The 25,456-nt window shown below is 58.3% G+C and carries 18 protein-coding genes; 9 read left to right on the top strand and 9 right to left on the bottom strand.

The annotated features are described in order from the left end of the window. Nucleotides 1-129: 129 nt before the first annotated feature. Entirely contained in the window at nt 130-1,887 is a 1,758-nt protein-coding gene (ggt, locus tag IEX74_RS00405) for a gamma-glutamyltransferase (protein ID WP_188809889.1), read from the bottom strand. A 371-nt stretch (nt 1,888-2,258) separates the two neighbouring features. On the opposite strand from ggt, the gene IEX74_RS00400 reads away from it, so the two are divergent. Continuing rightward, on the top strand, nt 2,259-4,310 hold the full coding sequence (locus IEX74_RS00400) for an alpha-amylase family glycosyl hydrolase (RefSeq protein ID WP_188809886.1): 2,052 nt from the start codon (nt 2,259-2,261) through the stop codon (nt 4,308-4,310). Nucleotides 4,311-4,554: 244 nt separating this feature from the next. After that, nucleotides 4,555-5,565, top strand: coding sequence for an SDR family oxidoreductase (locus tag IEX74_RS00395; protein WP_188809884.1), 1,011 nt, complete (start codon nt 4,555-4,557; stop codon nt 5,563-5,565). A gap of 76 nt (nt 5,566-5,641) precedes the next feature. Here the strand turns inward: IEX74_RS00395 and IEX74_RS00390 are convergent, their stop codons facing one another. Continuing rightward, nucleotides 5,642-5,857, bottom strand: coding sequence for a hypothetical protein (locus IEX74_RS00390; RefSeq protein ID WP_188809882.1), 216 nt, complete (start codon nt 5,855-5,857; stop codon nt 5,642-5,644). Between the two features lie 792 nt (nt 5,858-6,649). Between IEX74_RS00390 and IEX74_RS00385 the strand changes: the two genes are divergently transcribed. The 4 genes from IEX74_RS00385 (at nt 6,650) to IEX74_RS00370 (ending at nt 13,844) form a co-directional block, all read left to right on the top strand. Next, nucleotides 6,650-7,186 (top strand): phage tail protein, encoded by a 537-nt coding sequence (locus IEX74_RS00385; protein WP_188809880.1) that lies wholly within the window; start codon nt 6,650-6,652, stop codon nt 7,184-7,186. A 35-nt stretch (nt 7,187-7,221) separates the two neighbouring features. Next, entirely contained in the window at nt 7,222-7,764 is a 543-nt protein-coding gene (locus IEX74_RS00380) for a phage tail protein (RefSeq protein WP_188809878.1), read from the top strand. Between the two features lie 36 nt (nt 7,765-7,800). Further along, complete coding sequence (locus IEX74_RS00375; protein ID WP_188809876.1) at nt 7,801-8,337, top strand: phage tail protein; 537 nt, start codon at nt 7,801-7,803, stop codon at nt 8,335-8,337. A 107-nt stretch (nt 8,338-8,444) separates the two neighbouring features. After that, nucleotides 8,445-13,844 (top strand): PA14 domain-containing protein, encoded by a 5,400-nt coding sequence (locus tag IEX74_RS00370; protein WP_188809874.1) that lies wholly within the window; start codon nt 8,445-8,447, stop codon nt 13,842-13,844. Between the two features lie 245 nt (nt 13,845-14,089). Here the strand turns inward: IEX74_RS00370 and IEX74_RS00365 are convergent, their stop codons facing one another. From IEX74_RS00365 to IEX74_RS00355, 3 genes are all read right to left on the bottom strand, one after another. Beyond that, nucleotides 14,090-15,688: a family 43 glycosylhydrolase gene (locus tag IEX74_RS00365; protein ID WP_229755055.1), complete on the bottom strand. Its 1,599-nt coding sequence runs from the start codon at nt 15,686-15,688 to the stop codon at nt 14,090-14,092. A gap of 852 nt (nt 15,689-16,540) precedes the next feature. Next, nucleotides 16,541-17,020, bottom strand: coding sequence for a YdeI/OmpD-associated family protein (locus IEX74_RS00360; RefSeq protein ID WP_188809872.1), 480 nt, complete (start codon nt 17,018-17,020; stop codon nt 16,541-16,543). Between the two features lie 21 nt (nt 17,021-17,041). Next, nucleotides 17,042-17,968 carry a glycosyltransferase family 4 protein gene (locus IEX74_RS00355; RefSeq protein ID WP_188809870.1) on the bottom strand — a complete coding sequence of 309 codons (927 nt, stop codon included), beginning with the start codon at nt 17,966-17,968 and terminating at the stop codon, nt 17,042-17,044. A gap of 204 nt (nt 17,969-18,172) precedes the next feature. Here IEX74_RS00355 and IEX74_RS00350 point away from each other — a divergent pair, with 204 nt between their 5' ends. Beyond that, a complete protein-coding gene (locus IEX74_RS00350; RefSeq protein ID WP_188809868.1) occupies nt 18,173-20,620 on the top strand; it encodes a glycoside hydrolase family 31 protein in 2,448 nt (815 codons plus the stop codon). 261 nt (nt 20,621-20,881) lie between these two features. Here IEX74_RS00350 and IEX74_RS00345 read toward each other — a convergent pair whose 3' ends face one another. From IEX74_RS00345 to IEX74_RS00330, 4 genes are all read right to left on the bottom strand, one after another. After that, on the bottom strand, nt 20,882-21,244 hold the full coding sequence (locus IEX74_RS00345) for a hypothetical protein (RefSeq protein ID WP_188809866.1): 363 nt from the start codon (nt 21,242-21,244) through the stop codon (nt 20,882-20,884). A gap of 187 nt (nt 21,245-21,431) precedes the next feature. After that, nucleotides 21,432-22,418, bottom strand: a complete 987-nt coding sequence (locus IEX74_RS00340; RefSeq protein ID WP_188809864.1) for a T9SS type A sorting domain-containing protein — start codon at nt 22,416-22,418, stop codon at nt 21,432-21,434. A gap of 167 nt (nt 22,419-22,585) precedes the next feature. Continuing rightward, the gene (locus IEX74_RS00335; RefSeq protein ID WP_188809862.1) at nt 22,586-23,431 is read right to left on the bottom strand and encodes a rhomboid family intramembrane serine protease; all 846 of its coding nucleotides are present in this window, start codon (nt 23,429-23,431) and stop codon (nt 22,586-22,588) included. A gap of 13 nt (nt 23,432-23,444) precedes the next feature. Continuing rightward, entirely contained in the window at nt 23,445-24,566 is a 1,122-nt protein-coding gene (locus tag IEX74_RS00330) for a hypothetical protein (RefSeq protein WP_188809860.1), read from the bottom strand. Between the two features lie 160 nt (nt 24,567-24,726). Here IEX74_RS00330 and IEX74_RS00325 point away from each other — a divergent pair, with 160 nt between their 5' ends. After that, nucleotides 24,727-25,038 carry a hypothetical protein gene (locus IEX74_RS00325; RefSeq protein WP_188809858.1) on the top strand — a complete coding sequence of 104 codons (312 nt, stop codon included), beginning with the start codon at nt 24,727-24,729 and terminating at the stop codon, nt 25,036-25,038. Between the two features lie 72 nt (nt 25,039-25,110). Further along, entirely contained in the window at nt 25,111-25,380 is a 270-nt protein-coding gene (locus IEX74_RS00320) for a hypothetical protein (RefSeq protein WP_188809856.1), read from the top strand. Nucleotides 25,381-25,456 lie beyond the last annotated feature (76 nt).

Genomic DNA, 25,456 nt, shown 5'->3' with positions numbered 1-25,456 from the left:
GAGGAACGTCATGTCGACCAGCGGGAGACATCTCGCGTGCAGTAGTAACTCCATTCGTTAGGGTTTACCGCTGCACGCGAGATGTCTCCCGTTGGTCGACATGACGTTCTATGTGTAAGGGGATTTTCGTTAATACCCCACCGCCGTATCATCGCCCCTAGGGTCGGCGCCGCCTTGCAAGCGACCATCGGGCAGCACCCAGATGATTTCCATGCGGCCCCAGTGGCTACCTGTTTTGATGGTGTAGCCACGCTTTTGGAGCGTGTCTTGGGCCGCAGGCAGCAGGGCGCTTTCCTCAGCATCAATCTGATCGGGGAGCCACTGGTGATGCAGGCGCGGCGCCGCTACGGCTTGCTGGGCATCCTGGTGGTAGTCGATGACGTTCAAAATGCCCTGCATCACGCTGGTAATGATGGTGCTGCCGCCTGGCGTGCCCACTATCATCGCCAGCTTGCCTTTCTTCGTGAGAATGGTCGGCGTCATAGAGGACAGCATGCGTTTGCCGGGCGCAATGGCATTGGCCGCGCCGCCAATTAAGCCATACATATTCGCCACGCCCACTTTGGACGAGAAGTCATCCATCTCATTATTAAGCAGAAAGCCCGCGCCTGCCACCACGACTTTGCTGCCATAGGAGCCGTTGAGCGTCGTCGTGCACGAAACCGCGTTGCCCTGCGCATCCACAATGTTGTAGTGCGTGGTTTGGTCGCTTTCGTAGCCGGGCAGGCCGACGCCGGCTGTCACTTCGCTGCTCGGCGTGGCGCGGCCGTCGCGGCGAATGGTGGCCATGCGGTTCTTGTTGTACTTCTGATCCAGCAGTTGCGTCACCGGCACCCGGCCGAAGTCAGGGTCGCCGAGGTACTTGGCGCGGTCGGCGTACACGCGGCGCTCGGCTTCCGTGATGAGGTGGACGCCCTGCGGCGAGTGCCAGCCCAGCGCACCTAGGTTGTAGGGCTCCAACATTTGCAGCATTTGCAGCAAAGCCACGCCGCCGCTGCTAGGCGGTGGGAAAGCCAGCACATCGTAGCCGCGGTAGTGGCCGTGCAAGGGCGTGCGCCACTTGGCCTGGTAGTTTTGCAGGTCTTGCTTGGTGATAATGCCGCCGCCCCGCTGCATTTCCGCCACGATCAGGTCGGCCGTTTCGCCCTGGTAGAAACCGTCGCGGCCTTTGTCGCGGATGCGTTCCAGCGTGCGGACTAGGTCAGGGTACTGAATTAAGTCGTCTTGCTGCCAAGGGCGCGTTTGGCCGTCGGGGCGCACGTAGGCGGGCGGCGTTTGGGCATTATACTTCAGGAAGTTCTCGCGGTTATTATTCAGGCCAGCGGCTTCTTTCGCGGTGAGCCTCAGTCCTCTCGCGGCCAGTTCAACGGCTGGCTGCACAAGCTCGGCCCAGGGCAGCTTACCTAGCTTTTTGTGCAAAGCTTCCATCCCTGCTACCGAACCCGGCACGCCCGTGGCCAGGTGGCCGGCGGTGCTACGGCTGGGCACTACGTTGCCTTGCGCATCGAGGTACATGTCACGATTGGCGGAGGCAGGGGCCATTTCGCGGAAGTCAAGGGCGCCTTCCTGCCCATCGGCACCGTGGTAGAGCACGAAGCCGCCGCCGCCAATATTGCCCGCCGCTGGCAAAGCCACGGCCAGCGCAAACTGCACCGCCACGGCCGCATCATACGCATTGCCGCCTTTTCGCAAAACCTCCAGCCCAATGCGCGATGCCTCCGGGTGAGCGGAAACAACCATGGCCTTTGCCGCCGTTACGCTAGCCGTCGTGGTGGGCGGCGTGGCGGCCAGCGTCGCCTGCGAGGCCGTAGATGCTGACGGGCGCGTGGCCGTGCTGGTGCAGGCAAACAAAGCAGCCAGCGCGAGAGGGTAGAGGTGTCTTTTCATGCAGGTTAGGGTGAGGGCTGCTACCTTGCGCGGCAACAGGGCTTTCAAGAAAGGCAAGAATAGCGTAAGAGCCTAGCCTGTCATTCCGAGCTAGGCGAGGAATCTGAGTAATGAACCTAAAACAATTAAAGAACGGTCATGCTGAGCCTGTCGAAGCATCTCTACCGTACTGGTAAATCATATACTTTGGCGGTAGAGATGCTTCGACAGGCTCAGCATGACGTTAATGCTTTTTGGGCGATGTTTACTTCTGGCATTTAATCCAGATTCCTCGCTTAGCTCGGAATGACAGCTTGCCCTATCGAAGTTCTGCTTCTGCTTCAGCCGCAACTTATTTGTTATCGTAGCTTTAAAGCAAACCTTTCCGCGCCATGACACCTGAAACCACTCCCGCCCCCGTTGTTGCTCCCGTGTTGCCGCTTGTGCAGCAGGATACGTGGCTTGCGCCCTACGAGCCTGTGTTGCTGGCCCGCCAGGCTAGGTTAGAAGAACGTCTGGCCGCCATCCGGCAGGAATACGGCTCGCTATCCAAGTTTGCCTCGGCTCACCAATGGCTAGGTCTTAACTACGATTCGCGTCGCCGTGGTCATTGGTATCGCGAATGGGCGCCCGCCGCCGAAGCCCTCTACTTGGTAGGCGACTTCAACAACTGGGACCGGCACGCAACGCCCTTACAGAAAGGATCAAACGGTGTGTGGGAAGTGTTTTTGCCGGATGCTCAATACAGCGAAGCACTGCGGCACTACAGCCGCTACAAAGTGCACGTCGTGACCCAAAACGGCGCCAAAGACCGGCTGCCGGCCACCTTGCGCCGAGCCGTGCAAGACCCCGAAACCAACGACTTTGCCGGCCAAGTGTGGCGACCTAGCCTGCCGTTCACCTGGACCGACCAGAAGTTTCGCATCCCGAACTGCGTGCGCGAGCCGTTCATTTACGAGTGCCACATCGGCATGGCGACGGAAGAACATAGGGTAGGCAGCTACCTGGAGTTTGCGGAGAAGGTATTGCCACGGGTGCAGGCGCTGGGCTACAACTGTCTGCAAATCATGGCCATTATGGAGCACCCGTACTATGGCTCCTTTGGCTACCATGTCGCCAATTTCTTCGCCGTTTCCTCGCGCTTTGGTACGCCCGAGGAGCTGAAGCACCTCATCAACGAAGCCCACAACTGCGGCATTGCCGTGCTACTCGATGTGGTACATTCGCACGCCGTGAAAAACGAAGCTGAGGGCTTGGCTGACTTCGATGGCTCCGGCGGACAGTACTTTCACGAAGGTCCTCGCGGCAATCACGCCGGCTGGGATTCCAAGCTGTTCAACTACGGCAAGCCCGAGGTGCAGCAGTTTCTGCTGTCGAATTTGCGCTACTGGCTCGAAGAGTTTCACTTCGACGGCTTCCGCTTCGATGGGGTGACTAGCATGCTTTATCAGCACCACGGCGAAGGGGTAGCTTTCAGCGGCTACGATCAGTATTTCGGGCCTGAAGCCGACGATGATGCCATTCTGTACTTACAGCTAGCGGCCACGCTGGTAAAGGAGATGAAAGCCAGCGCCTTACTCATTGCCGAAGACATGAGCGGGATGCCCGGCCTGTGCCGGCCCATTCAGGAAGGCGGCATCGGCTTCGACTATCGCCTGGGCATGGGCATCCCAGATTACTGGATTAAGCTGCTCAAGCACAAGCCCGACGAAGACTGGAACCTAGGTGATCTGTGGTATACGCTCACCAACCGCCGCCAGGGCGAGAAAACCGTGGCCTATGCCGAAAGCCACGACCAGGCGCTGGTAGGAGATAAGACCTTGTCGCACTGGTTAATGGATACGGCGCTCTACAGCCACATGCGCCAGGATGACCCCGACCCGGTGGTGGCGCGCGGCGTGGCCCTGCACAAGATGATCCGGCTGCTTACGCTTTCCTTGGGCGGCGAAGCCTACCTGAACTTTATCGGCAACGAGTTCGGCCACCCCGAGTGGGTCGATTTTCCGCGCCTGGGCAACAACTGGAGCTACCAACACGCACGTCGGCAATGGTCGCTGGCCGACAACCCCGATCTGCGCTATCAGCAGCTGCAAAACTTCGATGGCGCTATGATTGCCACCGCCAAAGAGCGTCGCCTGCTCGCGGCCGGACAGGCTAAATTGCTCAACAATGATCCAGAAAACCAGGTGCTTATCTTCGAGCGGGGCGGCTTGGTTTTCGTGTTCAACTTCCACGTCAGCCGTAGCGTGCCCGACTACCGCTTCTTCGTGCCCACGCCCAAGCGCGCCCGTTACCGCATTATTCTGACCACCGATAATGGTCGCTTCGGTGGCTTTGATCGAATAGACGATGCCATCACCTACGAAACGTTTGGAGAGGATGGCGTTGAAAAGCTCAGTCTCTACGTGACCAGCCGCACGGCGCTGGTGCTGGCGAAGGTGTAAACGCAACAGAAAAGCGAACGTCATTTTTTCCGCCGGTCGAAATGACGGGCTATTCGGAACTGTAAACCATTAGTGATGAGCTTATAAGGCTAGTTTTTACGTGTTTTTAGGAAAGTAAATCCGTATTTATTCCTAATGGCTGGTCTCGTAAAAAGACGCACTACCTAGGCCGGCAGCGAAGCTCAGCAGCTACCTAGGTGCCTGCAAGCAGGGTAAATACAATAGTTTACTTCCATACCACGCCATGACACTGAAACTCAAGCCACTTGATCAACAAACAATCGTTATTACCGGAGCTTCCAGCGGCATCGGTCTGGTGACTGCTCGGATGGCGGCCAAGCAAGGCGCCAAAGTAGTTGTGGCGGCCCGCAACACCGAGGCGCTCGAACAGCTAGCCCAGGAAATCCGAAATCAAGGTGGGCAGGCCCTGGCCGTCACCGCCGACGTAGGCATAGAAGAAGACGTCGCGCGTATTGCCGCTGCTGCTATTGCGGAGTTCGGCACGTTTGATACCTGGGTTAATAACGCCGGAGTATCAATTTTCGGTACCTGCGAAGAGGTGTCGATTCCGGATATGCGGCGCATGTTCGACACCGTGTACTGGGGTGTGGTGTACGGCTCGCGCATTGCCGTGCAACACTTCAAGCAGCGCAACGAGCCGGGTGCCCTCATCAACATCGGCAGCTTCTTTGGCGACCGGGCCACGCCGGTACAGTCGACGTACTCCACCGCCAAGCACGCGCTGCACGGCTGGACCAATGCGCTACGCATGGAGCTAGAAATGGAAAAGGCACCAGTCTCGGTTACGCTGATTCACCCCGGCCGCATCGATACACCTTACAACGAGCACGCGCAGAGCTACTACGAGCACCAGGTGGCGCACCGCGGCATGGTATACCCACCCGAAACCGTCGCCGAATCCATTCTGTTTGGGGCCGCGCACCCCAAGCGCGATATGTATGTGGGCTTCCAGGCCAAAGCGCTTGCAGCGGTGGGGCACCTAGCTCCCCGGCTCATGGATAAGATCATGGAGGTGCTGATTCCGCCCACACAAATTGACCCCAAACGTCCTTCGCGCAACCCCGAAACCAGCGCCCTCTACAAAGCGGGCTACGGCCTCCACGAACGCGGCTCCCACGAAGGCTGGTTCCGCTCGGGCAGCCTCTACGTGAAGGCGCAAAAACATCCCTTATTAGCCACGATGGCCGTGGTTGGCCTAGGTCTGGCTACAGGTGCGCTGCTCAAAAAGCAGTAGACCTAGGTTGAGCATCAAAGAAGAAAGGCGCTCCGGAAATCTTCCGGAGCGCCTTTCTTCTTTGATATTCGGGCAATTAGTGTTTGGCGGTGCCGCCTTCCTGATTGCTGTCTTCTTTGGTTTCACCGGCGTCATTCATGGCGCGTTTCGTGTCGTCGCTGCCGGTTTCCTGCAACGGCTGCTGGCCGGGGTGCTTCTTGATCGGAAACTCATTCTGGCCGCTGTGCGCCATGCTTACGCGCTGAGCGCCGCTTGATTCTTCCGAGGTGGGGGCTGCATTTTCGTTGTTCATAGCAGTAGTGGTAAAGGAGAGCTAGGTGGAAAAAGTGACAAAAGCAGCGCGTAGCAAAATCTGACTTATATGAGCTGCGCAGCACCCATTTTACGACCCGGTTCGGGTAGTTGTGGCTGTGCGCGGCTCGGTAAAAAGCTCTCATCCGAATGGTTGAGCTTAATTTTCCTGTCGCTGCTGTAATGCGTTTTACGAAAATGCGGGTTAAAGCGACTGACGTAAAGCCGGACTTTTTTCCTGATGCCTTCAATTTTACAGCCACTGCCGAGCTTTATTTTGTTCTATTTGCCTGGCTTTGAGAAAATTAAAGAAAGAGGATGATTTTGGCTGCTGAGCTGAAAAATCATCCTTGTGCGCTTGCGGAAGTGACCCGAGTTGTTTTGGAAGGTTGCATTCTCCTGTCGACCTAGGTTTTCCAAGCGCCCGCGAGCAATGAGCGGGCATGTGCGCGTTTGGGCCACCACGAAAGCCGCGTTGCTACTCGGTAGCAGGTGCGTTGCCTTACTCCGCGCCGGATACAGATAAAGCAAGTGTACCTGCCTGCTTGTCCAAATCAATCTTGGTTAAGAAAAACTTTGCATACCATATCCGGCTGTTGACTTACCATAAACCGGCGTTGACTGCTCTATTACTATTGGCTACCTGCCTGATCTGCATATTTCTACTGTGAAAACAGTAGGCGCTCTGCACTTTCTCCTGATCTGAGAGCCTGCCGGGTTTCCGGCCAACTGTAAGCATGCCTTGCCACTGCTTCATCCTGACGCAATTCATTTCTTTATTCTATTACTTCTTATGGAGCCATTCATTGGGGAGATTCGGCTGTTCAGCTTGAGCTTCGCACCACACGGCTGGGCTTTTTGCCAGGGTCAAACGCTGCTTATCGCGCAGAATACTGCACTGTTTTCTTTGCTGGGCACCACCTACGGAGGCAACGGCACCAGCACGTTTCAACTGCCCGACTTACGGGGGCGGGCAGTTGTCGGGGTGGGGCAAGGCGCTGGCTTGAGCCAGTACGCGCCGGGTGAAGTCGCCGGTGCGGAAGCTGTTACCCTGGACGCTACGCAGCTGCCTGCCCATACGCATGGGGTCACCGCCACCATGCCGGTGAGCACCAGCGCCGGCTCGACCTTCAACCCGGCGAGCGGCTACTACGCCAGCGCCGGCGTGGAGCAGTACGGTGCTGCGGCAAACACGGCCACGATGGCCAGCAACCTGCTCAGCGGCACAACAGTGACTGCCGGGGGCGACCAGCCCCACGAGAACCGCATGCCTTTTCTGGTGCTGAACTATGCTATTGCCCTGGGAGGCGTTTTTCCCCAACGACCCTAGCTATAACGGTATTTGTCAGACTTCAATTTGCTTCTATGTCAACTCCTTATCTAGGCGAGATTCGCACTATTGGTTTCTCCTTTGCGCCGGTAGGCTGGGCTTTCTGCAACGGCCAAACGCTTTCTATTGCTGATAACGAAACCCTTTTCTCCCTGCTGGGCACTACCTACGGCGGCGACGGCCAAACCAATTTCAACCTGCCGAACCTGCAAAGCCGTGTGGTGGTGGGTACGGGCACGGGGAGCGGGCTTTCGGCCTACAACCCAGGACAGCAGGCCGGCACCGAAGCGGTGTCCCTGAACACCAGCCACCTAGCGCCTCACCAGCACGGCTTCGTCACGACGCTGAACGCAACCACGGGCGGCACCCCACAAAATGAGCCGAGCGGTGCTTACCCCGGCACTGCCAGGGAGGCACTCTACGCCGTAGTGCCCACGGCCGGCGCATACCTAGGTGCCGACGCTATTCAGGGCAGCGCGCAGCCAGTAGGGGGCAATCAGCCACACAGCAACCTTCAGCCCGTGCTGGCCTTGAACTACATCATCTGCACGGATGGCCTGTTCCCGCCTCATCAATAGCTAAGGTCTTAGTCTACTATACTTTCTTCTTTGATCATGGACGAACCATATATCGGCGAGCTGCGCGTGATTGCTGGCACTTATGCCCCGAAAGGCTGGGCTTTTTGCAACGGACAAACGCTGGCTATCAACCAAAACCAGGCTCTGTTCTCCCTGCTGGGCACCACCTACGGCGGCGACGGGCGAACCAACTTCAACCTGCCCAACCTGCAATCGAGGGTGCCGGTAAGTGCGGGGCAGGGAGCCGGGCTTTCGGCCTACACGCTTGGGCAAACCGGCGGCACCGAAGGCGTGAGGCTGTCGGTGGCGCAGATACCTAGCCACGCGCATCCTTTCAGCGGTACCATGCTGGTGGCTTCCGGCCCCGAGGAGGTGAGCCCGCTGGGGATGGTGCCGGCCCCCGGCAGCATGTTGCAGTATAGCGCCGGTCCGCCCAACGTGCAGATGGCGCCCAATGCCATTCAGGGCGTTACTACCTCCATCGGCCAGGGCATGCCCCACGAAAACCGCTCCCCCCTGATGGCAATGAACTATGTCATTGCCGTGCAAGGGGTTTTCCCCACGCGCGACTAGCCTGGCGCAGTTGTTTGCACTACTGACAACTGCTTTTGGGCAGCGCCTACGGAGAGTAGCGCTGCTCTCTTTTGAGCTGCCATCCCACCATCTAACCATTAGACACTATGAGGCAACGACTTCTACTTATTTTTCTTGGCCTGTTGCTAGCCTTGGGCGCACGGGCCCAAACCATTCTTCAGCAGGAGTCCTTCGAGACGGATGGCGAAGGAACCCGCTACGTATCCAACGCGCTGCTGCAGGGGACTGCCACGGTAGGCGTTAACCCGCCCAACCAGTACTTCCAACGCGCAACGGCCCCGTCGACTACGTCGCCGCCCAACACCATTCCGACGACTATATGGCCTCTCAACCCGGTAAGCGGCGGGGCGCTCACCGGCTCCTACTACTGGGCGGGCGAAGCCGTGCGGGGTTCCGCCTCACGGTTTGACCGGCTGCCGGGCGTGGTCACGCTGAACCCTGTGGCGGTGGCAGGCTACGGCAGCCTGAAAGTGACGGTGGCTTTCCTGGATGCCCGCAACTCGGGGGGGAACTGGGAAAACAACGATACGCTCAAGGTGCAGGTGCGCTTCAACAACGCGGGAGCCTGGACGACCATCGGGCAATTCGTGGGTGATAATCCTAGCCCCGGCTCGGGTGGGCACCTGCGCCAGGACACGAACCTGGATGGTAAGTCGTACGACGCGGCCGATGCCAGCTCGCCCTACCTGACCACGACCATGACCGATTATACGTTCAACGTGACCGGCAGCGGCTCGACGATGCAGACGCGGGTGGTGGCCTCGGAGGAAGGCCTCAGCGAGGAATTTGCCTTCGATAATATTCGGGTGAGCGGCGCGATGAGCAACAACGCCGTGCCGGTGCTGGCCAACATTGAAACGACCCCGCTTACTTACGTTGAAGGCGCCCCGGCCACGATTGTAACCAATACGTTAACGATAAGCGACGCCGACAGCCCCAACCTGAGCAGTGCGTCGGTGCGGATTACCGCTAATTTCAACAACACGGAAGACGTGCTTTCCTTCACGCCTGGCAGTGGCATTTCGGGCGTGTATACCGTGGCTACCGGGGTGCTGACGCTGACGGGCACGGCCTCGGTAGCGGCCTACCAGGCGGCTCTGCGTTCGGTGAAGTACCAGAACACGGATGGCGTTGACGCCTCTCCGCTCACCCGGCAAATCACGTTTTCTGTGACGGATAACGCTACTCCACCTGCTACCAGCGCGTCGGTGGCGCGGGCCGTAACCGTAACGGCCCGCCTCAACACTGCCGTTGCGCTGCCCTACACAGAAGACTTTACCTCCGATGGCGAGGGCACGCGCTACCTGTCCAATCACTACGTGGCTACCAACGGCTCGGCCTTCACGCGCACCAATAATCCGTCTTTCAACCAGACCTACAGTCCCATAACGTACGCCACGTTCACCAACATCAGCAACGGCTACTACTGGTTCAGCAGCGTGGTGAACAACACGACGAACCCGGACTCCAGGCGCATCGGCTACTTCCAGACCCAGCAGGTGAATGCCACCAACTACAGCAATCTGCATTTTCAGATCCGGTTGGGCGCATCGTTCGGGCAATGGGACGCCGCCGACTACGTGAAGCTGTACTACCGCGTGGGTGGTGAAGGCGGCAGCTGGGTGGTTTTTGGCTCGTTCCGCGGCGATGTCAGCGGGGTGAACAACAACGGGCAGCTTCGGCAGGATGTCAACCCAACCAACCCCAGCAGCCTGCCCACAGGCACTGCTCTCACGCCGGCCCTGGCCAACTTCGACTTTGCCCTGCCGGCCGCCGTCAACAACGCCTTGGTGGACTTCAAGCTGGAAGTGAACAGCAACGAGAGCTACGAGGAGTTTGCCTACGATCTGATTCAGGTGACGGGTTCGGTGAATAACCCGCCCACGAACATCACACTGAGCAGCAGCATCGTAGCTGAGAATCAGCCGAGCGGTACGGTAGTAGGCACCCTCAGCAGCACTGATCCCGACGTGCCGTCCCAGACCTTCACCTACGCGCTGGTGAGTGGCACCGGCAGCACCGACAATGCCGTGTTCAGCATCGTCGGCGACCGGCTGCGCACGGCGGCGGTGTTCGACTTTGAAGCGAAAAGCAGCTATTCTATTCGGGTGCGCACCACTGACAGTGGCTCGCCTGCCGCCAGCTTTGATAAGGTGTTCGCCATCACCCTGACGAACGTAAACGAGCTGACGGCCAGCATTTCCAGCCAGACGAATGTGAGCTGCAACGGCGCCGCCGACGGCAAAGCAACCGTGACGGCCGCGGGCGAACCTAGCCCTTACACCTACAGCTGGCGCAACACGACAACTAATACGCCCTTGGATCAAACCACGGCTACGGTCACGGGCCTCGCGCCCGGCAGCTACAGCGTGACCGTAGCCGCCGCCAATAGCTTCACGGTTACTACGACGCTCACCATCACCCAGCCCGACCCCCTGGCTACTACTGGCACGCAGAGCAACGTCACGACCCCTGGTGGCAGCGACGGCACGGCGTCCGTTGCGGTGACCGGCGGCACAGCGCCGTACACCTACAGTTGGCGCAACACCACTACCAGCACGAACCTAGCTCAGACGACCGCCACCGTTACGGGCCTCACGGCGGGCAGCTATACCGTCACTGTTGCCGATGCCAGCGGCTGCACCACCACGCGCAGCTACTCCATCACGCAGCCCGATTGCCCTGCTGTCGTGTTCACGCCGGCCACGGGTACGGCGCTGCCCGCCGCAACTACGGGCACGGCGTACTCGCAAACAATTAGCACCGCGCCAGGCGGTTACACTTACTCGGCTACGGGTTTGCCTGCCGGGCTTGCTATTGATCCTGGCTCAGGTGTCATCGGCGGAACCCCGACGGCGGCAGCCACCAACGCCGCTATAGTCGTTACCGCGACCAAGGGCATTTGCACCGCCATAGCCAGCTACACGCTGACCGTGAACCTAGCTTGCCCCGCTGTCGTGTTCACGCCTGCCACAGGCAGCGCTTTGCCGGCGGCAAGAGTAGGAGTACCGTATAACCAGACGATCAGCACGACGCTTACGGGCTACGCCTACGCCGCCACAGGTCTGCCCGACGGGCTAACTATTGATCCTAGTTCGGGCATTATCTCCGGAAGGCCAACAGCCGTAGCTACCAACGCCGCCGTGACCATCGCCGCCACCAAAGGCATCTGCACCGCCACAGCTAACTACACCCTGACGGTTACGCCAGCCAGTAACCTGCGTGTGCCCGAGAACCCCACGGGCACGGTAGCTGGCCTCAACTACAAGTACTATGAAGGTTTCTGGAATGCGTTGCCCAACTTCAGCACGCTCACCCCGCTGAAAAATGGTACGGTGGCTACGCCAGACCTGTCGGTGGCGCTACGTGAGGATGGTTTTGCCTTCCTGTTTACGGGCTACGTGACCGTGCCCACCGACGGCCAGTATACCTTCTCGACCGTTTCCGACGACGGCTCTACGCTCTACATTGGCTCGACGCTAGTGGTCGATAATGACGGCTTGCACGGCGGGCGAGAAGCGGCAGGCACTATTGGCTTGCAGGCGGGTACGCACGCCTTCACCGTAGCATTCTTTGAGAATGACGCCAACCAGATCTTGCAGGTAAGCTACGCCGGACCTAGCCTAGCAAAACAACTTATTCCGGCTGCCGCCTACAAGCGCGTGGCCAACACCACCAACCAGGCGCCGGTGGCTAATGCGGGCGCCAACCAAAGCGTGACACTGCCAGCCAACTCCGTGACCTTGAACGGCACCGCTTCCATCGATGTCGATGGTACCATTGTCTCTTATTTGTGGAGCCAAGTGAGCGGACCTAACCCAGCTAGTTTTAGCAGCACAAGTACGCCCACACCTGCCGTGAGCGGCTTAGTGGCTGGCACCTACGTCTTCAGCCTCGTCGTAACAGACAACCTAGGTTTGATGAGCAGCCCGGCTCAGGTGAGCGTCACCGTGAACCCAAGCGGCACATTGCGCACCCCCGAAAACCCGGCCAACACCGTAGCCGGCCTTGACTACAAGTACTACGAAGGGTTCTGGGAGGTGCTACCCAGCTTCAGCACGCTTACGCCGCTGAAGAGTGGCTCGACTACCGCATTGGATCTGAGTGCCCGGCAGCGTGATTATGGCTATGCCTTCCAATACACCGGCTTCGTGACGGTACCAACGGATGGCCAGTACACCTTCTACACTAGCTCCGATGACGGTTCGCAGCTCTACATTGGCTCGACGCTGGTGGTGAATAATGACGGCTCGCATGGCACCCTCGAAGCCAACGGGACCATTGGCCTACGAGCCGGTACGCACGCCTTCACGGTCACTTACTTTCAGAACGGCGGTGGCCAAGAACTGACCGTTTCCTACCAAGGACCTAGCCTCGCTAAACAGGTAGTGCCAGCCTCGGCCCTACGACGAGTGGCTCAAAGCAGCAACCAATTGCCGGTAGCGAATGCTGGCTTAAATCAAAGTATTATGCTCCCCATCAATAGCACGCAGCTGAGCGGCACCGGCATCGATACCGACGGTACCATCACGGGCTACACCTGGAGCCAGCTCAGCGGACCTACGACGGCTGGCTTCAGCAGCACAACCGTCTCTAACCCCACCGTGAGAGGCTTAGCAGTTGGTAGCTATGTGTTTGGCTTAGTCGTGACCGACAACCTAGGTGCCAACAGCCTGCTTAGTCAGGTAACAGTAATGGTAAATGCCAACAATAACCTGCGTGTGCCTGAGAACCCCACGGGCACCGTAGCCGGCCTTGACTACAAATACTACGAAGGCTTCTGGAATGCGCTACCTAGCTTTGATTCCTTGACACCGATCAAAACCGGTACAGTAGCAACGCCCGACGTATCGGTGGCGCTACGCAACTACGGCTATGCCGTGCAGTACACCGGCTACGTGACGGTGCCAACAGATGGGCAGTATACCTTCTCCACCATCTCCGACGACGGCTCCCGCCTCTACATCGGTTCCACGCTGGTGGTCGACAATGACGGCTTACACGGCAGACAGGAGCAACAGAATACGATTGGCCTGCGAGCCGGTACGCACGCCTTCACGGTCACCTACTTTCAGAACGGCGGTGAGCAGGTATTCTCTGTCAGCTACCAGGGACCTAGCCTCAGCAAACAGCTTATCCCAGCGTCGGCACTGCGGCGGGTAGTTCCTAGCACTGCCACCGCCGCCGCGGTGCTACGGCAGACTGTCAGCTCAGAAAAAATGGCTGGTACGCTGTTGGAGGTTTACCCCAACCCACTGACGGAAAATGGTACGCTTCATTTCCGTACGCAGCAAGGCGGTAAAACGCAGATCTACCTCTACAATGAGTTAGGACAGCTGATGACAACACTCTACAACACAGAAGCAGTTGGCAAACAGGAATACTACCTCCCGCTAGCTGATAGGAATATACCTGCTGGCGTGTACTTGGTACGTTTAGTCAGCAACGGCAAAGTTGAAAACCGGCGCATCACCATCACGCGGTAAGCAAACAGGTAGTTTGCTGGTTCTTTATTGCTAGCATGCGAATAATCTACCGCCGGGGCTGAACGCTTGTATTACCTATTAAAACGGCCCTGCAAACCTAGGTTCGCAGGGCCGTTTTTGTTTAATAACTCGGTAGGCGCTCTTCGCTAGCCTGGAGTGTGTACTTAGAGGCATATAAAAGCCACAGGCTCGTGCATTCCTGACTGGAACGCCCGAGCCCGCAGTAATTTACTCTGTAGCGAAAACTAGCGCTGGTTACGAATGGTAAAGCTGTCGAAGGCTACCGTAATATCCTCCGGCCCTTGCGCCAGCAGACCCACCCGGATACCCCGGTCCCAAGGTGGAAGGTATGTGCCATTCACGGCGAAGGTGTCCATCGGCATCGCTTCCCAGGTAACACCATTTGTGCTATAGGAGAAGCGGTAGCGCTGTCCGCCCCAGGCTTCTACGCGCAAACCTAGGTTCCGGGAAAGCTCGACACTTACCTCCGTCAGGCATTGGGTTTTGCCTTTCTTCACGTACCAGAGTTGCAGCTTGCCGTCGCCAGCCATAAGGGCCAGGGCATTATCCGGGTCACCAACTGCGGTCAGGCCAGCAAACGTACCAGCGGGTAGCGCGGCCGCATTAAGCGAAGTAGTCGCTTTATAGGTAGCAGCATACGTGCGCTGGGCTACCAGCGAGCCAAGTTGCTCGGGGCAGGCGTTCAGCAGCAGTTGGCCGTCGCTCACACCCACCACCGGCCGCTTGCCGATGGGCCAGTGCCAGGTGCCAGCCAACTGGTTGCCAGCGAAGTGATCAGTCAAGTTCATCATCCCTACGTTGTGTAGAGGAGCCGCCTGCGGGCTGTTGCCTTCAAACTCAGGCCAGCCTTCTTCGTTCCAGGTGAACTCGCTGAGAATACCTTGGCGACCCACAAACTCGTGGCTGCTAGCATGATACGCGTGGTGCAACAGGAACCAGCGGCCTTCATACTCGGCTACCGTGCCGTGACCGGGGCAGCTCCAGGTTTTGTTTTTCTTCAGAATAGGGTTCTGCGGGCACTTCTCCCACGGACCTAGCAGGCTCTGAGCGCGCGCCACGCCGGTAGCATAGGTGCAGCCGCTACCGCAGCAGCCGTTGCCGGCGTAGAACATGTAGAAATAACCACCGTGCTCCACAAAAGCTGAGCCTTCTACCAGGTTGCCCTCCCAAGGCGCATCGTTGCGGAACAGCTCATGCTTTTTGCCGATCAGCTTGGTGCGCTGCTCGTTCATGCGCTGTGCCCAGATGGGAGTCGGCTTGCCGTAAGCATTGCCGTCTTCTTTCCACACCAGGTACAACACGCCGTTCTCGTCGCGGAGCGGGAAGCCGTCGATGGAGCCGCGGCGCTGACCTACCAGCGGGCCGTGGTCTACGTACGGGCCAGCCGGATCGTCGGCGCTGGCAATAGCTACGCACAATGGGCCGCCCTTTTTACGGGCGGTGTAGCAGATGTAGGTTTTGCCGTCTTCGTGGCTAATCTCGGGCGCCCAGAAGCTAGCTTCGGCCCACTCCGGCTTGTCCATGAATACGTGGCTCACCAGTTCCCAATCAACCAGGTTGGTCGATTTGAACAGGGGAAAAACCGGACCCCATTCGGCCGAAGTGGCACTGGCCCAGTAAGTATCACCAATTTTTGTAATCGTAGGATCGGGGAAGTCGCCGGGCAGAACCACGTTGGCATACGTAGTTCTGGGCTTAGCGCTGACGGGTGGGGCCACGCTAACTACGGCAGAAGAATCGATAGGCGCTTGCCCTTGGCATTCCGAAGAGAGATCAAACAGAGCCGGTGCGAAGGCAGCTCCTGCTTCCAAATCAAAAGACACGGTAGGTAAGTGAAAAAGGGGGTGGAACGAGCGATTTACGAGAAAGCCTAAAAGACTGGCACATGATCGAGTGTGCGCCGACACCAGTTGCAGAATATGACCTAGGTTATGTAAATGGCTAAGCAGCACCACCTAAGCGGCAATGCGAAAAACCGGAATACATGCCGGGAGCCTGATTCGAAACGTGGGAAGGGGGAGGGAGCGAGAAGAACGTACGCTTCCGGCTTTTCTTGTGTGCCGGAAGACTGCTTAGTCAGTTGGTGGTCTAAAGTGTACTTTTCTGCTAAGCGTAAACTCTTAATATCAAAGCTCGTACCAGCTTGCAACTCGCTCAGTGTAAGTACAAACTTTTGTGTTAATAAATTTGAAACGGCCTATTCCTGCAACCAGCAACTGATTTGCGGTGGAAGAAAGAGTTGCAATAACCGCCGCAAATTCAGAAACGTTTTGTATAAATTAAAGAATATATGAAAAATAATAATGTATTTTTCTCCTTTTCTTCCGGCTGCGGCGGGTACCTGGCGGCGGCAGCAGCGGGTCGCAAAGCTTGAGCTATTGAGTGAAAATCCAACTCCTGATTCTGGTATATGTAAGCTAGGTTCTTCGAAGTAGCTTTTGTACTTAGATGATGCTATTGGATAACTGCTTTATGATCAGTGCCAAAGGTGTTATTTCTTTCGGCAGCAACTAGCAAGAGCCCCGGGGTGGCAGAGAAGGCACGGAGTCGCTACTAGAGTTACAAACCTAGGTTGTAGGCAGCCGCTGGCCTGACCTGCACACCACGCCTAACAAGAAACAGCCACTCAGAAGACCTGAGTGGCTGTGAGAGATCGGGCGGCTAAAACTCAAAAGCTAGCTCAGCTTTTTGCCGGCTTTTATCAGCTCAATAGCTTCGCGGAGGCGCTTCTGGCGGGTTTCCGGCTTTTTCGTTCGCTCAATCCACCGCGCGTATTCTTTGCGATGCGTGTAGGCTAGCTTCTCGAAGGCGGGGCGCAGGCCGTTGCTTTCCAGGGCACGCGCCAGATCATCGGGTATTTCGACAGCGCGTTCTTCGGTATCGGGTGCCAGCACCACATGCACCGTGGCGCCCCATGTCTTGTCAATGGCGTTGCGAATCTCTTTGCGAACCACCATGATGTGCTCGCCCTCAGGGGTTGTGGCCAGCGTCAGGCGAAATGGGAACCCGTCGATAGTGCCGCGCACGTGCAGCTGGCCTTCAGTACCGAACACCTCGGGCACGTTGAACGGGATGGTAACGAAAACGCCGCCATCGGTGCCATGTAGCTCCAGTTCAGCATCAAAGGACTGCTCAGTAGTAGTAGTATCACTCATCAAGTAAGGAGAAAGATAAAGTTAGGAAGCTAGGCTTAGCGGGCGTACCGCATCCAGCAGGGCTTCCTCATCAAAGGCGGATACAACGCGCACCTGCTCGGCCGAAAGATCATATTCCTCAACGAGGCGCTTTGCCACGACTTCCGAATCGGCCAGCACGAGGTCGGCGCGGCGCAGCGCCAGACGCTCCAGTTCCAGGCCCCAGCCGCGGTCGGCGGGCGTGTTGCGGTCGGCGGCCAGGGAATGTACGTGCAACACAAGTGGCCGGCCCGTGGCTTGGCGAATTTCGAGAGCAGCCAGCCACACGGGCCAATCCATGGCATAGATAACGGCAAACTGCTCCGCCAGCGCCAGCCGCGTCGCAAAGCGCGCATACTGAATGACGCGGAAGTTAAGGTTGGCGCTGTCGGCGGGGCTGGTGCGCAGGGTGCCCAGAGCTTCGGTCAGCGTTGCGCGGTCGTGCGAAAGCATCAGCGGCGTGAAAGGCTCGGCTGAGTCTTGCCCATCCGGCGACGCAGCCGGGGCGAATTCTTCTAAATCCTCTGCTTCGTCGGAGCTAGGTTCTGCTGCTTCAGCGGCAAAAGCATCGCGGTTCAGCAAGCCGCCGTCGGCCGGTTTATCGCCCTGGGCTGCGGCCTGCGCCTCGGCAGTAGCTTCTGGGCTGGCACCTGCGTAAGGAGCAGCAGGCGCTTCCCAGGCACCCGCAGGCCGGTTGACGGAGGAGCCAGCCGCCGTTTCCAGATCCGTCAGCGAAAGGTCTCCGAGGCCCGTGATATGAGCATGCGGCACTTTCTCGGCCGATGAAGTAGGCAGGTGCGGCAGGATAACCGACAGCGTCGTCTGGGGCGATAAGGCCCGCGCCAGCTCGAGGGCGGCAGGTTGTGGCGTCCCGGACTGCGGGGTGTCATCCCAGCCTAGCAATAGCAGCGTAAAGTTTTGAGAATTCATGAAAGCGGAACTGGCAAAAAATATAGGATAGGTTGAATGCTTATCAGGAAGCCATTGGCCCAGCTTTTGGGTAAGGCAGGTTTAAGGTAAGGCAAAAATCGCGGCAATCATTTTTAACCTTGTGAACTTAACTGTACGTATCCGGTTGAGCTAGAATTTATTCTCACTCTTTCTCCCCCTCTCAGACAAAAGTACCAGCTGCTTATGATTCAGGAAAATAATTACATGATCAATGATCTGGCCGAGCGCGCCAAACAGGAATCTTTTCCTGGACAGGTCGTGCGAAGCGAGCAGCAAGGTCATGACTTTCTCTTTACCTGCGAAAATAGTGTACAACTACAACTGCAAGTAATTACCGATAAGATTCTGCGTTTCCGCTACGCAACTGAGGTGGGTTTCGCCCCCGATTTCAGCTACGCCATTCCGGACGACCAACCTAGGCAGGCGCCGCAGTTTCTGGAGTTTCGTGAGAAGCCGGACCACTATCGCATCACCACCGACCGCCTGATCTGCACCGTTGCGAAGGCTGATTTGCACGTGCGCATCCTCGACCGCTCGGGCACGGTGCTCAGCGAAGATGATAAAGGCTTCCACTGGCAGCACAACGACGACACCGGCAACGACATCGTGAAGATGAGCAAGCAGGTGCAGAGCGGCGTCTGCTACTACGGCCTCGGCGACAAGCCCGAAAACATGAACCTGCGCGGCAAGCGTTTCGTGAACTGGGGCTCCGATACGTATGGCTACGTGAAAGGCTCCGACCCGCTCTACAAGAACATTCCGTTTTACCTGGAGCTGCACCAGAAGATTGCCCACGGCATTTTCTTCGACAACACCTTTAAGGCCTTCTTCGACTTTGCCGCCGAGCGCGCCGACACGACCAGCTTCTGGGCCGAAGGTGGGGAGATGAACTATTATTTCATCTACGGCCCCACGCTCACGGAAGTGACCGAGGAATACACGCGCCTGACGTGCCCACCCGAACTGCCGCCGCTGTGGGCCCTAGGTTACCACCAGTGCAAGTGGAGCTACTACCCGGAAAGCAACCTGAAGGAAATTGCGGCCGGCTTCCGCGAGCGGCAGATTCCGTGCGATGCCCTGTACCTGGACATCGACTATATGGATGGCTACCGGTGCTTTACCTGGAGCCCCACGCACTTCCCAGAGCCCAAGCGCATGATCAAGGAGCTAGCTTCGGATGGCTTCAAGCTGGTAGTGATCATCGACCCCGGTATCAAGATTGACCCCGAATACCCGGTGTACACTGAAGCGCTGGCGCAGGATTTCTTCTGCCGCCGCGCCGATGGGCCGCTGATGCGCGGCTCGGTGTGGCCCGGCCTGTGCAACTTTCCCGACTTCACCAAGGCCGACGTGCGCGAGTGGTGGTCGGGGCTGTTTAAAGGTCTGATTCAGGAAGATGGCGTGCGCGGGGTGTGGAACGACATGAACGAACCCGCTGTGTTCGAGAAAGGCACCTTCCCCGACGACGTGCGCTTCCACTACGATGGTCATTCCGGTTCGCACCGGAAGGCACACAATATCTATGGGATGCAGATGGCGCGGGCCACGGCAGCGGGCGTGAAGCGCTTCTCGTATCCGAACCGGCCTTTCACCATCACGCGCAGCACCTACTCGGGTGGGCAGCGCTACTCCTCGGCCTGGACCGGCGACAATATTGCTTCCTGGGAACACCTGTGGCTAGCCAACATTCAGTGCCAGCGCCTGAGCATTTCGGGGTTCTCGTTTGTGGGCTCCGACGTGGGCGGCTTTGTGGAAACGCCGGATGGCGAGCTGTACGTGCGCTGGGTGGCGCTGGCGGCTTTCCACCCGTTCTTTCGCACGCACAGCTCCGGCGACCACGGCGACCAGGAGCCCTGGTCGTTTGGGGAGCAATACATGGTGTTGGCGCGGCACTTCATTTCGCTGCGCTACCGGCTGTTGCCGTACATGTACACCACGTTCTGGCAGTATGCAACGAAGGGCACGCCCATGTTGCGCCCCCTCGCTTTCCTCGACCAGAACGACACGGATACCTACCTGCGGATGGCCGAGTTTGCCCTCGGCGACCACTTGCTGGTGTGCCCCATTACCACGCCCGGCGTAGATGGTCGCTGGATGTATCTGCCGAAGGGGCAGTGGTATTACTACTGGACTAACGAGGAGAAATCGGGTGGGGCAGAGGTGTGGGCCAGCGCCAACCTCGACCGGATTCCGCTATTCGTGCGGGCCGGCGCCGTTATTCCGTTCTACCCGCTGATGCAGTACGTGGGCGAGAAAGTGGTGGAAGAGCTGACCTTGCACGTATATTATAAAGACGGTAAAGAAGCCAGCGTCCTCTACGACGACGGCGGCGAAGGCTACGGCTACCAGGAGGGGCAGAGCACCACGCGCCGCTTCACGGTGGCGGGCACCGCTACCAGCCTCTCGCTCAAGCAGGAAATTGAAGGCGACTACCAACCTAGCTTTACCACCTACCGGGTCGTGCTGCACGGCTTGCCTTTCGACCTCACCGATGTGGCAGCTGACGGCGTCGCCGTTGAAGCTGATGAGCACATCACCGACACCGGCCTCACGCTGCCGAGTGTGGTGGTGAATGCTGGCTTCGGCGAAGTAGTAGTGAAGGGTAAAGCGGCCGCTGTACCGGCTACCTAGGTTCTTCCCGCGAAAGTCACACTGTCATTCCGAGCAGCGCGAGGAATCTGGCATTTTATAAGAACGGTCATTTCGACCAGCGGGAGAAATCTCGCGTGCAATGCTAACTCGAATCGTCAGGGTTTGCGACTGTAACATCATCGAACGTCATTCCGACCAGCGGGAGGAATGACGTTCGATGATGGCGCGCTGATAATCGACTAAAAGCAAAGAGGCCCGCAGACGTAGTCTGCGGGCCTCTTTGCTTACTCCAAACCTAGGCTATACGCCCTGAAAACCAGATGCCTGGCGCAAGGTGCGCTCGTTGCCGGACGCGGGGTCGGTGTAGCTCCGGTCGCCGACTTCGATGGAGAGCTGCTTGCCCAGCAGCTGCTTGGTATCGAGGTCTTTGCCGGCTTCGGGTTCGATGCCGACGGCTTCGTACAGACCTAAGATAATCGGCAGCCCGGCCGGCGAGTTGTAGAAGCGCTGGCTCACAAAGCCATCCTCGTTCTCGAACCGGACGGCGAAGAACGGCACATTCTGGTGCTCGCTCGTGCCTTCCTCAATGTCCGTGATTTCGACCGTGTGGCGGCCGTCGGGCAGAAATGGTTTATCCTGGCCTTTTTCAACTTGTATTTTCATAGCAATTCGATACGTGTTTACGAATTGCTAACGCAATGGCCTAGGTTACGGTTGACCTAGGTCTGTATTCAGCAAAAACGGCTGACATTCCGAGCGGGGCGAGGAATCTGAGTTGACGAACCTAGGTAGATAACCCAGATTCCTCGCCCCGCTCGGAATGTCAGCCGTTTAACGACTTCGACCTAGCTTACTGCACTTGCAGCTTGCGCACCACTACGCCCTCGGGCGTGTCGAGGCGGAGCAGGTACACGCCGGCCGGACGCCCGCGCAAATCGAGTTGACGGCCATTGGCTGCGCTGGCCGGGGCGGCAGCTTGCCGCACTACCACTTTGCCTAAGGCATCGGTCACGCTCAGCGGGGCCGTGGCTACGCCGGGGTTTTGCAGCGAAGCCAGCGAGAACAGCCCGTTGGTGCTAGGGTTGGGGTAAACCGATAACGAGCCAGCTACGGTAGGGTTAGCCGTGGCCGTGATGGTAGAAAACGAAATATCGTCGATGGCCATGGCCGCGCCGCTGGAAAACACCTGGTTGCCGCCGATGCTGAAGCCCATGCGAATAGAGTCGGGGGCCACCTCCGAGGTGTACGTAATCGGCAGGGTGAACCGGGTGTATTCCGTGGTCGAGGAGGTTAATGGCATTGTGGTGGTGCCGCCGCCAACGGTAAATCCTCCATTTTTCAAGTTGCCTTTGGTCAGGATTACGGCAACATTAGCCTGATCCGTGGGAGCACCGGCGAATACATACCAGAAGTTCAGCTGCGTAGGACGGCCGGTGAAAGGCACGCCCCGCGACCGGGTAATATCAGCAAGAGATGCTGGGTTCGCTAGATCTTCTATACTAACGCGAAAACGGTCACCCAGCAATAAAATGGCAGGAACAGGCCTGCTTCCAAATCCTACAACCGTAATGTTCTTGGGTGTAAGGAGTGCCGCGGACGGACCACTGTGTGTTTCAGAAACTTTTTCGATAAGACGTGTAGCTCTAGGAGTGAGAAAATCACCTAGTAGTTGATACAGAATGTCATCCGAAGTAAGCCAGCCTTGAGGCCGCTCATTGCTTAAGGGACGGTTTTCCCAGTTATCAAAGCTGGCGTTAGGCACCGTGTTTTGGGCGGTGGCAGCACCGGCCCACAGCAGGCCTGCCGCACAGAAAAAAGCGCGTAATTGGTTTTTCATAGAAGGAGATGCGAAAGGGTAGGAGAAAGGCGTAGCGGATGAGTGCAGCACCGCGCCCGTAAATATAGACGTACTGTATTAACAGAAGATGGGTTTGAATTTTATTTGTATATAAACAGCAGGAATTGGTATGTAAAAAGGGGAATAAGCGTGCTGAACTAGCTATATCAAGCGGCAGCTTTCCGGGGGAGTAGCCACCCCACCACGAAACCCGTGAGCAGGCCACCTAGGTGCGCGGCATTGTCCGTATTGCCGGCGCCTTCGAGGCCGGCGAGCAGGCTGGTGAGCATCAGGTAGAGCAAGAGGCCAAATAGCGGGCGGCGCTGCTGATGGCTTACGCCGCTATTTTTGGCCAGACTGAGGGCGAGCAACAAGCCATAAAGCCCGAAAATAGCCCCCGAGGCGCCCACCGAATTAACCCCGCCTGGCATGTGCCACCACAAGCTAGCCAAGCTACCGCCCACGCCGCTAAGCAGATAGCCCAACAGAAACCGCCCCCGACCTAGCAGCGGCTCGGCCAGCAAACCTAGCACCACCAGCGTGCCCGCGTTGAGCAGCAAATGCGCCGGGCCGCCATGCAGAAAACAGCAGGTAAGCAGCCGCCAGGGCTGCCCGTGTAGCGTAAGCGGCGAAAAATTAGACCCCCACGCCACCAGATCAGCGGAGCGCGGCACCAGCAGATTCACACCCTTGAGCCCCATAAGCAAGTAGATCAGCAGGTTGAGGTCGAGCAGGAGGGAGGTGACCAGGTGGGAGCCGGTGGGCCAGAACAGGGTGCGGAGCAGGTCGCGCGCATCGTGGAGCCCGCCGCGACCTAGGTTTTCCGGTGTCGGTGCCGGTGCGGGAGCGGCGGGCAGCTCCGCCGGAATCAGTTCGCGGCGTTGCAGCTCGCGCACGGCGGCCTGCACCAGCGGTGCCGGGTAGCGGCGGGCGTTCTGCGTGAGGTAGAGCAGCTCGGCGTTGGTTTTGCGGGCCAGCGGCTCCGATGAGGTGGTGTGTTGTTCGGGCTCCATGGCCTTAGAACAGCTAATCCGCCGGTTCGTCCTGCATCGAGCGCAGTGTGGCTTTGGTGTAAATAACCACGGCCCCGTCGTGGGCCTGCGGACCAAACTCGCGCACGGCCAGCGCGGGCTTCAGCACCACAATCCGGCCGAGCGACTCGGGCGGTAGCTGCTGCACCACCGTGGGCGGCTCGCCGGTGCCGGGGTTGCTGTGCAGCACTTCGCCGTCGAGCACGTACACCGGGTTCTGACCGGCCTGCGGCGCGGGTAACGTTGTGACCAGCTGAGCGGCAGCTTGATCTTCAGCGGCTGGCTGCTCCAGCGGCACGCTGCCCGGAACGATACGCTGGTTGGCGGGTATACCTAGCACCATTTGGCGCAGATAAAAGGCGGAGTCGCGGCTGGTTTGCATGGGCGCTATCAGCAGCGGCAGGCCCTGCGTGCTGCGAAAGGCCAGCTGATTGATGACAGCCATGCGCAAGTCGGCGGCCCGGTTCATCAAAGCTAGCTTTTGCTGCATGGCGGGCCGCAGCTTGTGGTTATAGCCGAGCACACCCGTGAAGCTGTGCCACTGCTCGGCGTTCAGCCTCAGCAAGCCGGCAAATCGGTCATCGGTCTGATTTTGAGCAGCTAGAGTATAGATATATTCTGCCTGATTTTCGGCCGTCCAGTAGCGGCGGGCCAGTAGCAGATACTTACGCGTGGCAGTCGTATCAATTCGGTCGGCGGCGGACAGCAGTACTTTTTGCTGCCGCACCTGCACGGTCGTCAGCGAGTCGAAGGAGCGGAGCGGGCGCAGCGCTACGGCTTGCAGCGTGGCCGGGAGCGGCTTCGTAGCTTTCGGCGCTGCGGGTCGCGCACCTTCGTAGGAGCGCCAGCCCAGCAGCGCCAGCAGCAGCAAACCTAGGCCAGCGGCCGGGGCCGCCCAGCGGCGCTCGGCCGGCAGCTCGGCAAATTCAGGCTCAGCTGATGGGGCAGGCGGCGCGGCTTCGGTGGGCGTATTGACGCCGCGCCGGTGCAGCTCGCGCCGGGCGGCGGCTACCACATCGGGGTGGTAAAAATCGGGGTGCTGCACCAGGTAGCGCAGCTCGGCTTCGGTTTTCTGATAGAAGAAATCGGATGGTTGGGCAGCCGAAGAGGAGGGCATAGGAAGGAAAAATTCAGCGGAGCGTAAAAAGATTGAGATAACTCCCCTAAGTTGCGCAAAAGCCGCGCAACATTCGCATAAGCACAAAACCACCTTGCCAAGGCCGCGTATATCGTGTGCTACTTCTCACCTCTTACTCCGTCAGACAGACGCTAGGACTATGGCAGAAAACAAGGAAATACCCACCGACGCCCAGGCTATTGAGCAAGAGGGCACCGCACAGCCGGATCAGCGTCAGCCGGAAGGCCGTCAGTTCCCCGACAACCATTCGGATGCGTTGCGCGGCCTCAACGCCGACGACAACTCCGGCAGCGGCGGCACCGAGGGCGGCCACGAAATCAAAGGCAAAAACGTCAGCACGAGCACCCACTACGATAAGCCCGGCAACGCCGATGAAGGCGATGTAGGGGGCAGCACCGCTTCCAGCGGAACCGGTGTTTCGGGCGGCGAATCCGGCAAAGTGTCGTTGTAACTAGTACCTTTCTGCCGCCGGCAGCAACAAGCGGCGGTTTCTTTCCTATCCACACTTTCTTCAGTTTCACTTATGGCTATCAAAACCAACAACAGCCCGGTATTCGGCGGTCAAACGGCCTTCGAGGATGATGACGATTTCACCCTAACCGCGCCGCGCGCCGCACAAGGTGGCCCGGACGACGACGATGATGACGTCGATGACGACGACGACCTGGACCTTGATGACGACGATGATCTGGACCTTGATGACGATGATGATATCGATGACGTAGACGACCTGGACGATGACGACCTGGCCGACGACGACTTCGAAGACGATGATGATGACGACCTAGCCTAGGTTTTCGCCTGATAATGTTGCGCCCGGCGAGTTAATAAGACCGCCACGGCCAGCTGGAAAACGGTAGTGCGAGGTA

The sequence above is a fragment of the Hymenobacter cavernae genome (assembly GCF_014641455.1).
In the GTDB taxonomy this organism is placed as follows: Bacteria; Bacteroidota; Bacteroidia; order Cytophagales; family Hymenobacteraceae; genus Hymenobacter; species Hymenobacter cavernae.
This window is presented reverse-complemented; position numbering and strand designations above follow the sequence as displayed.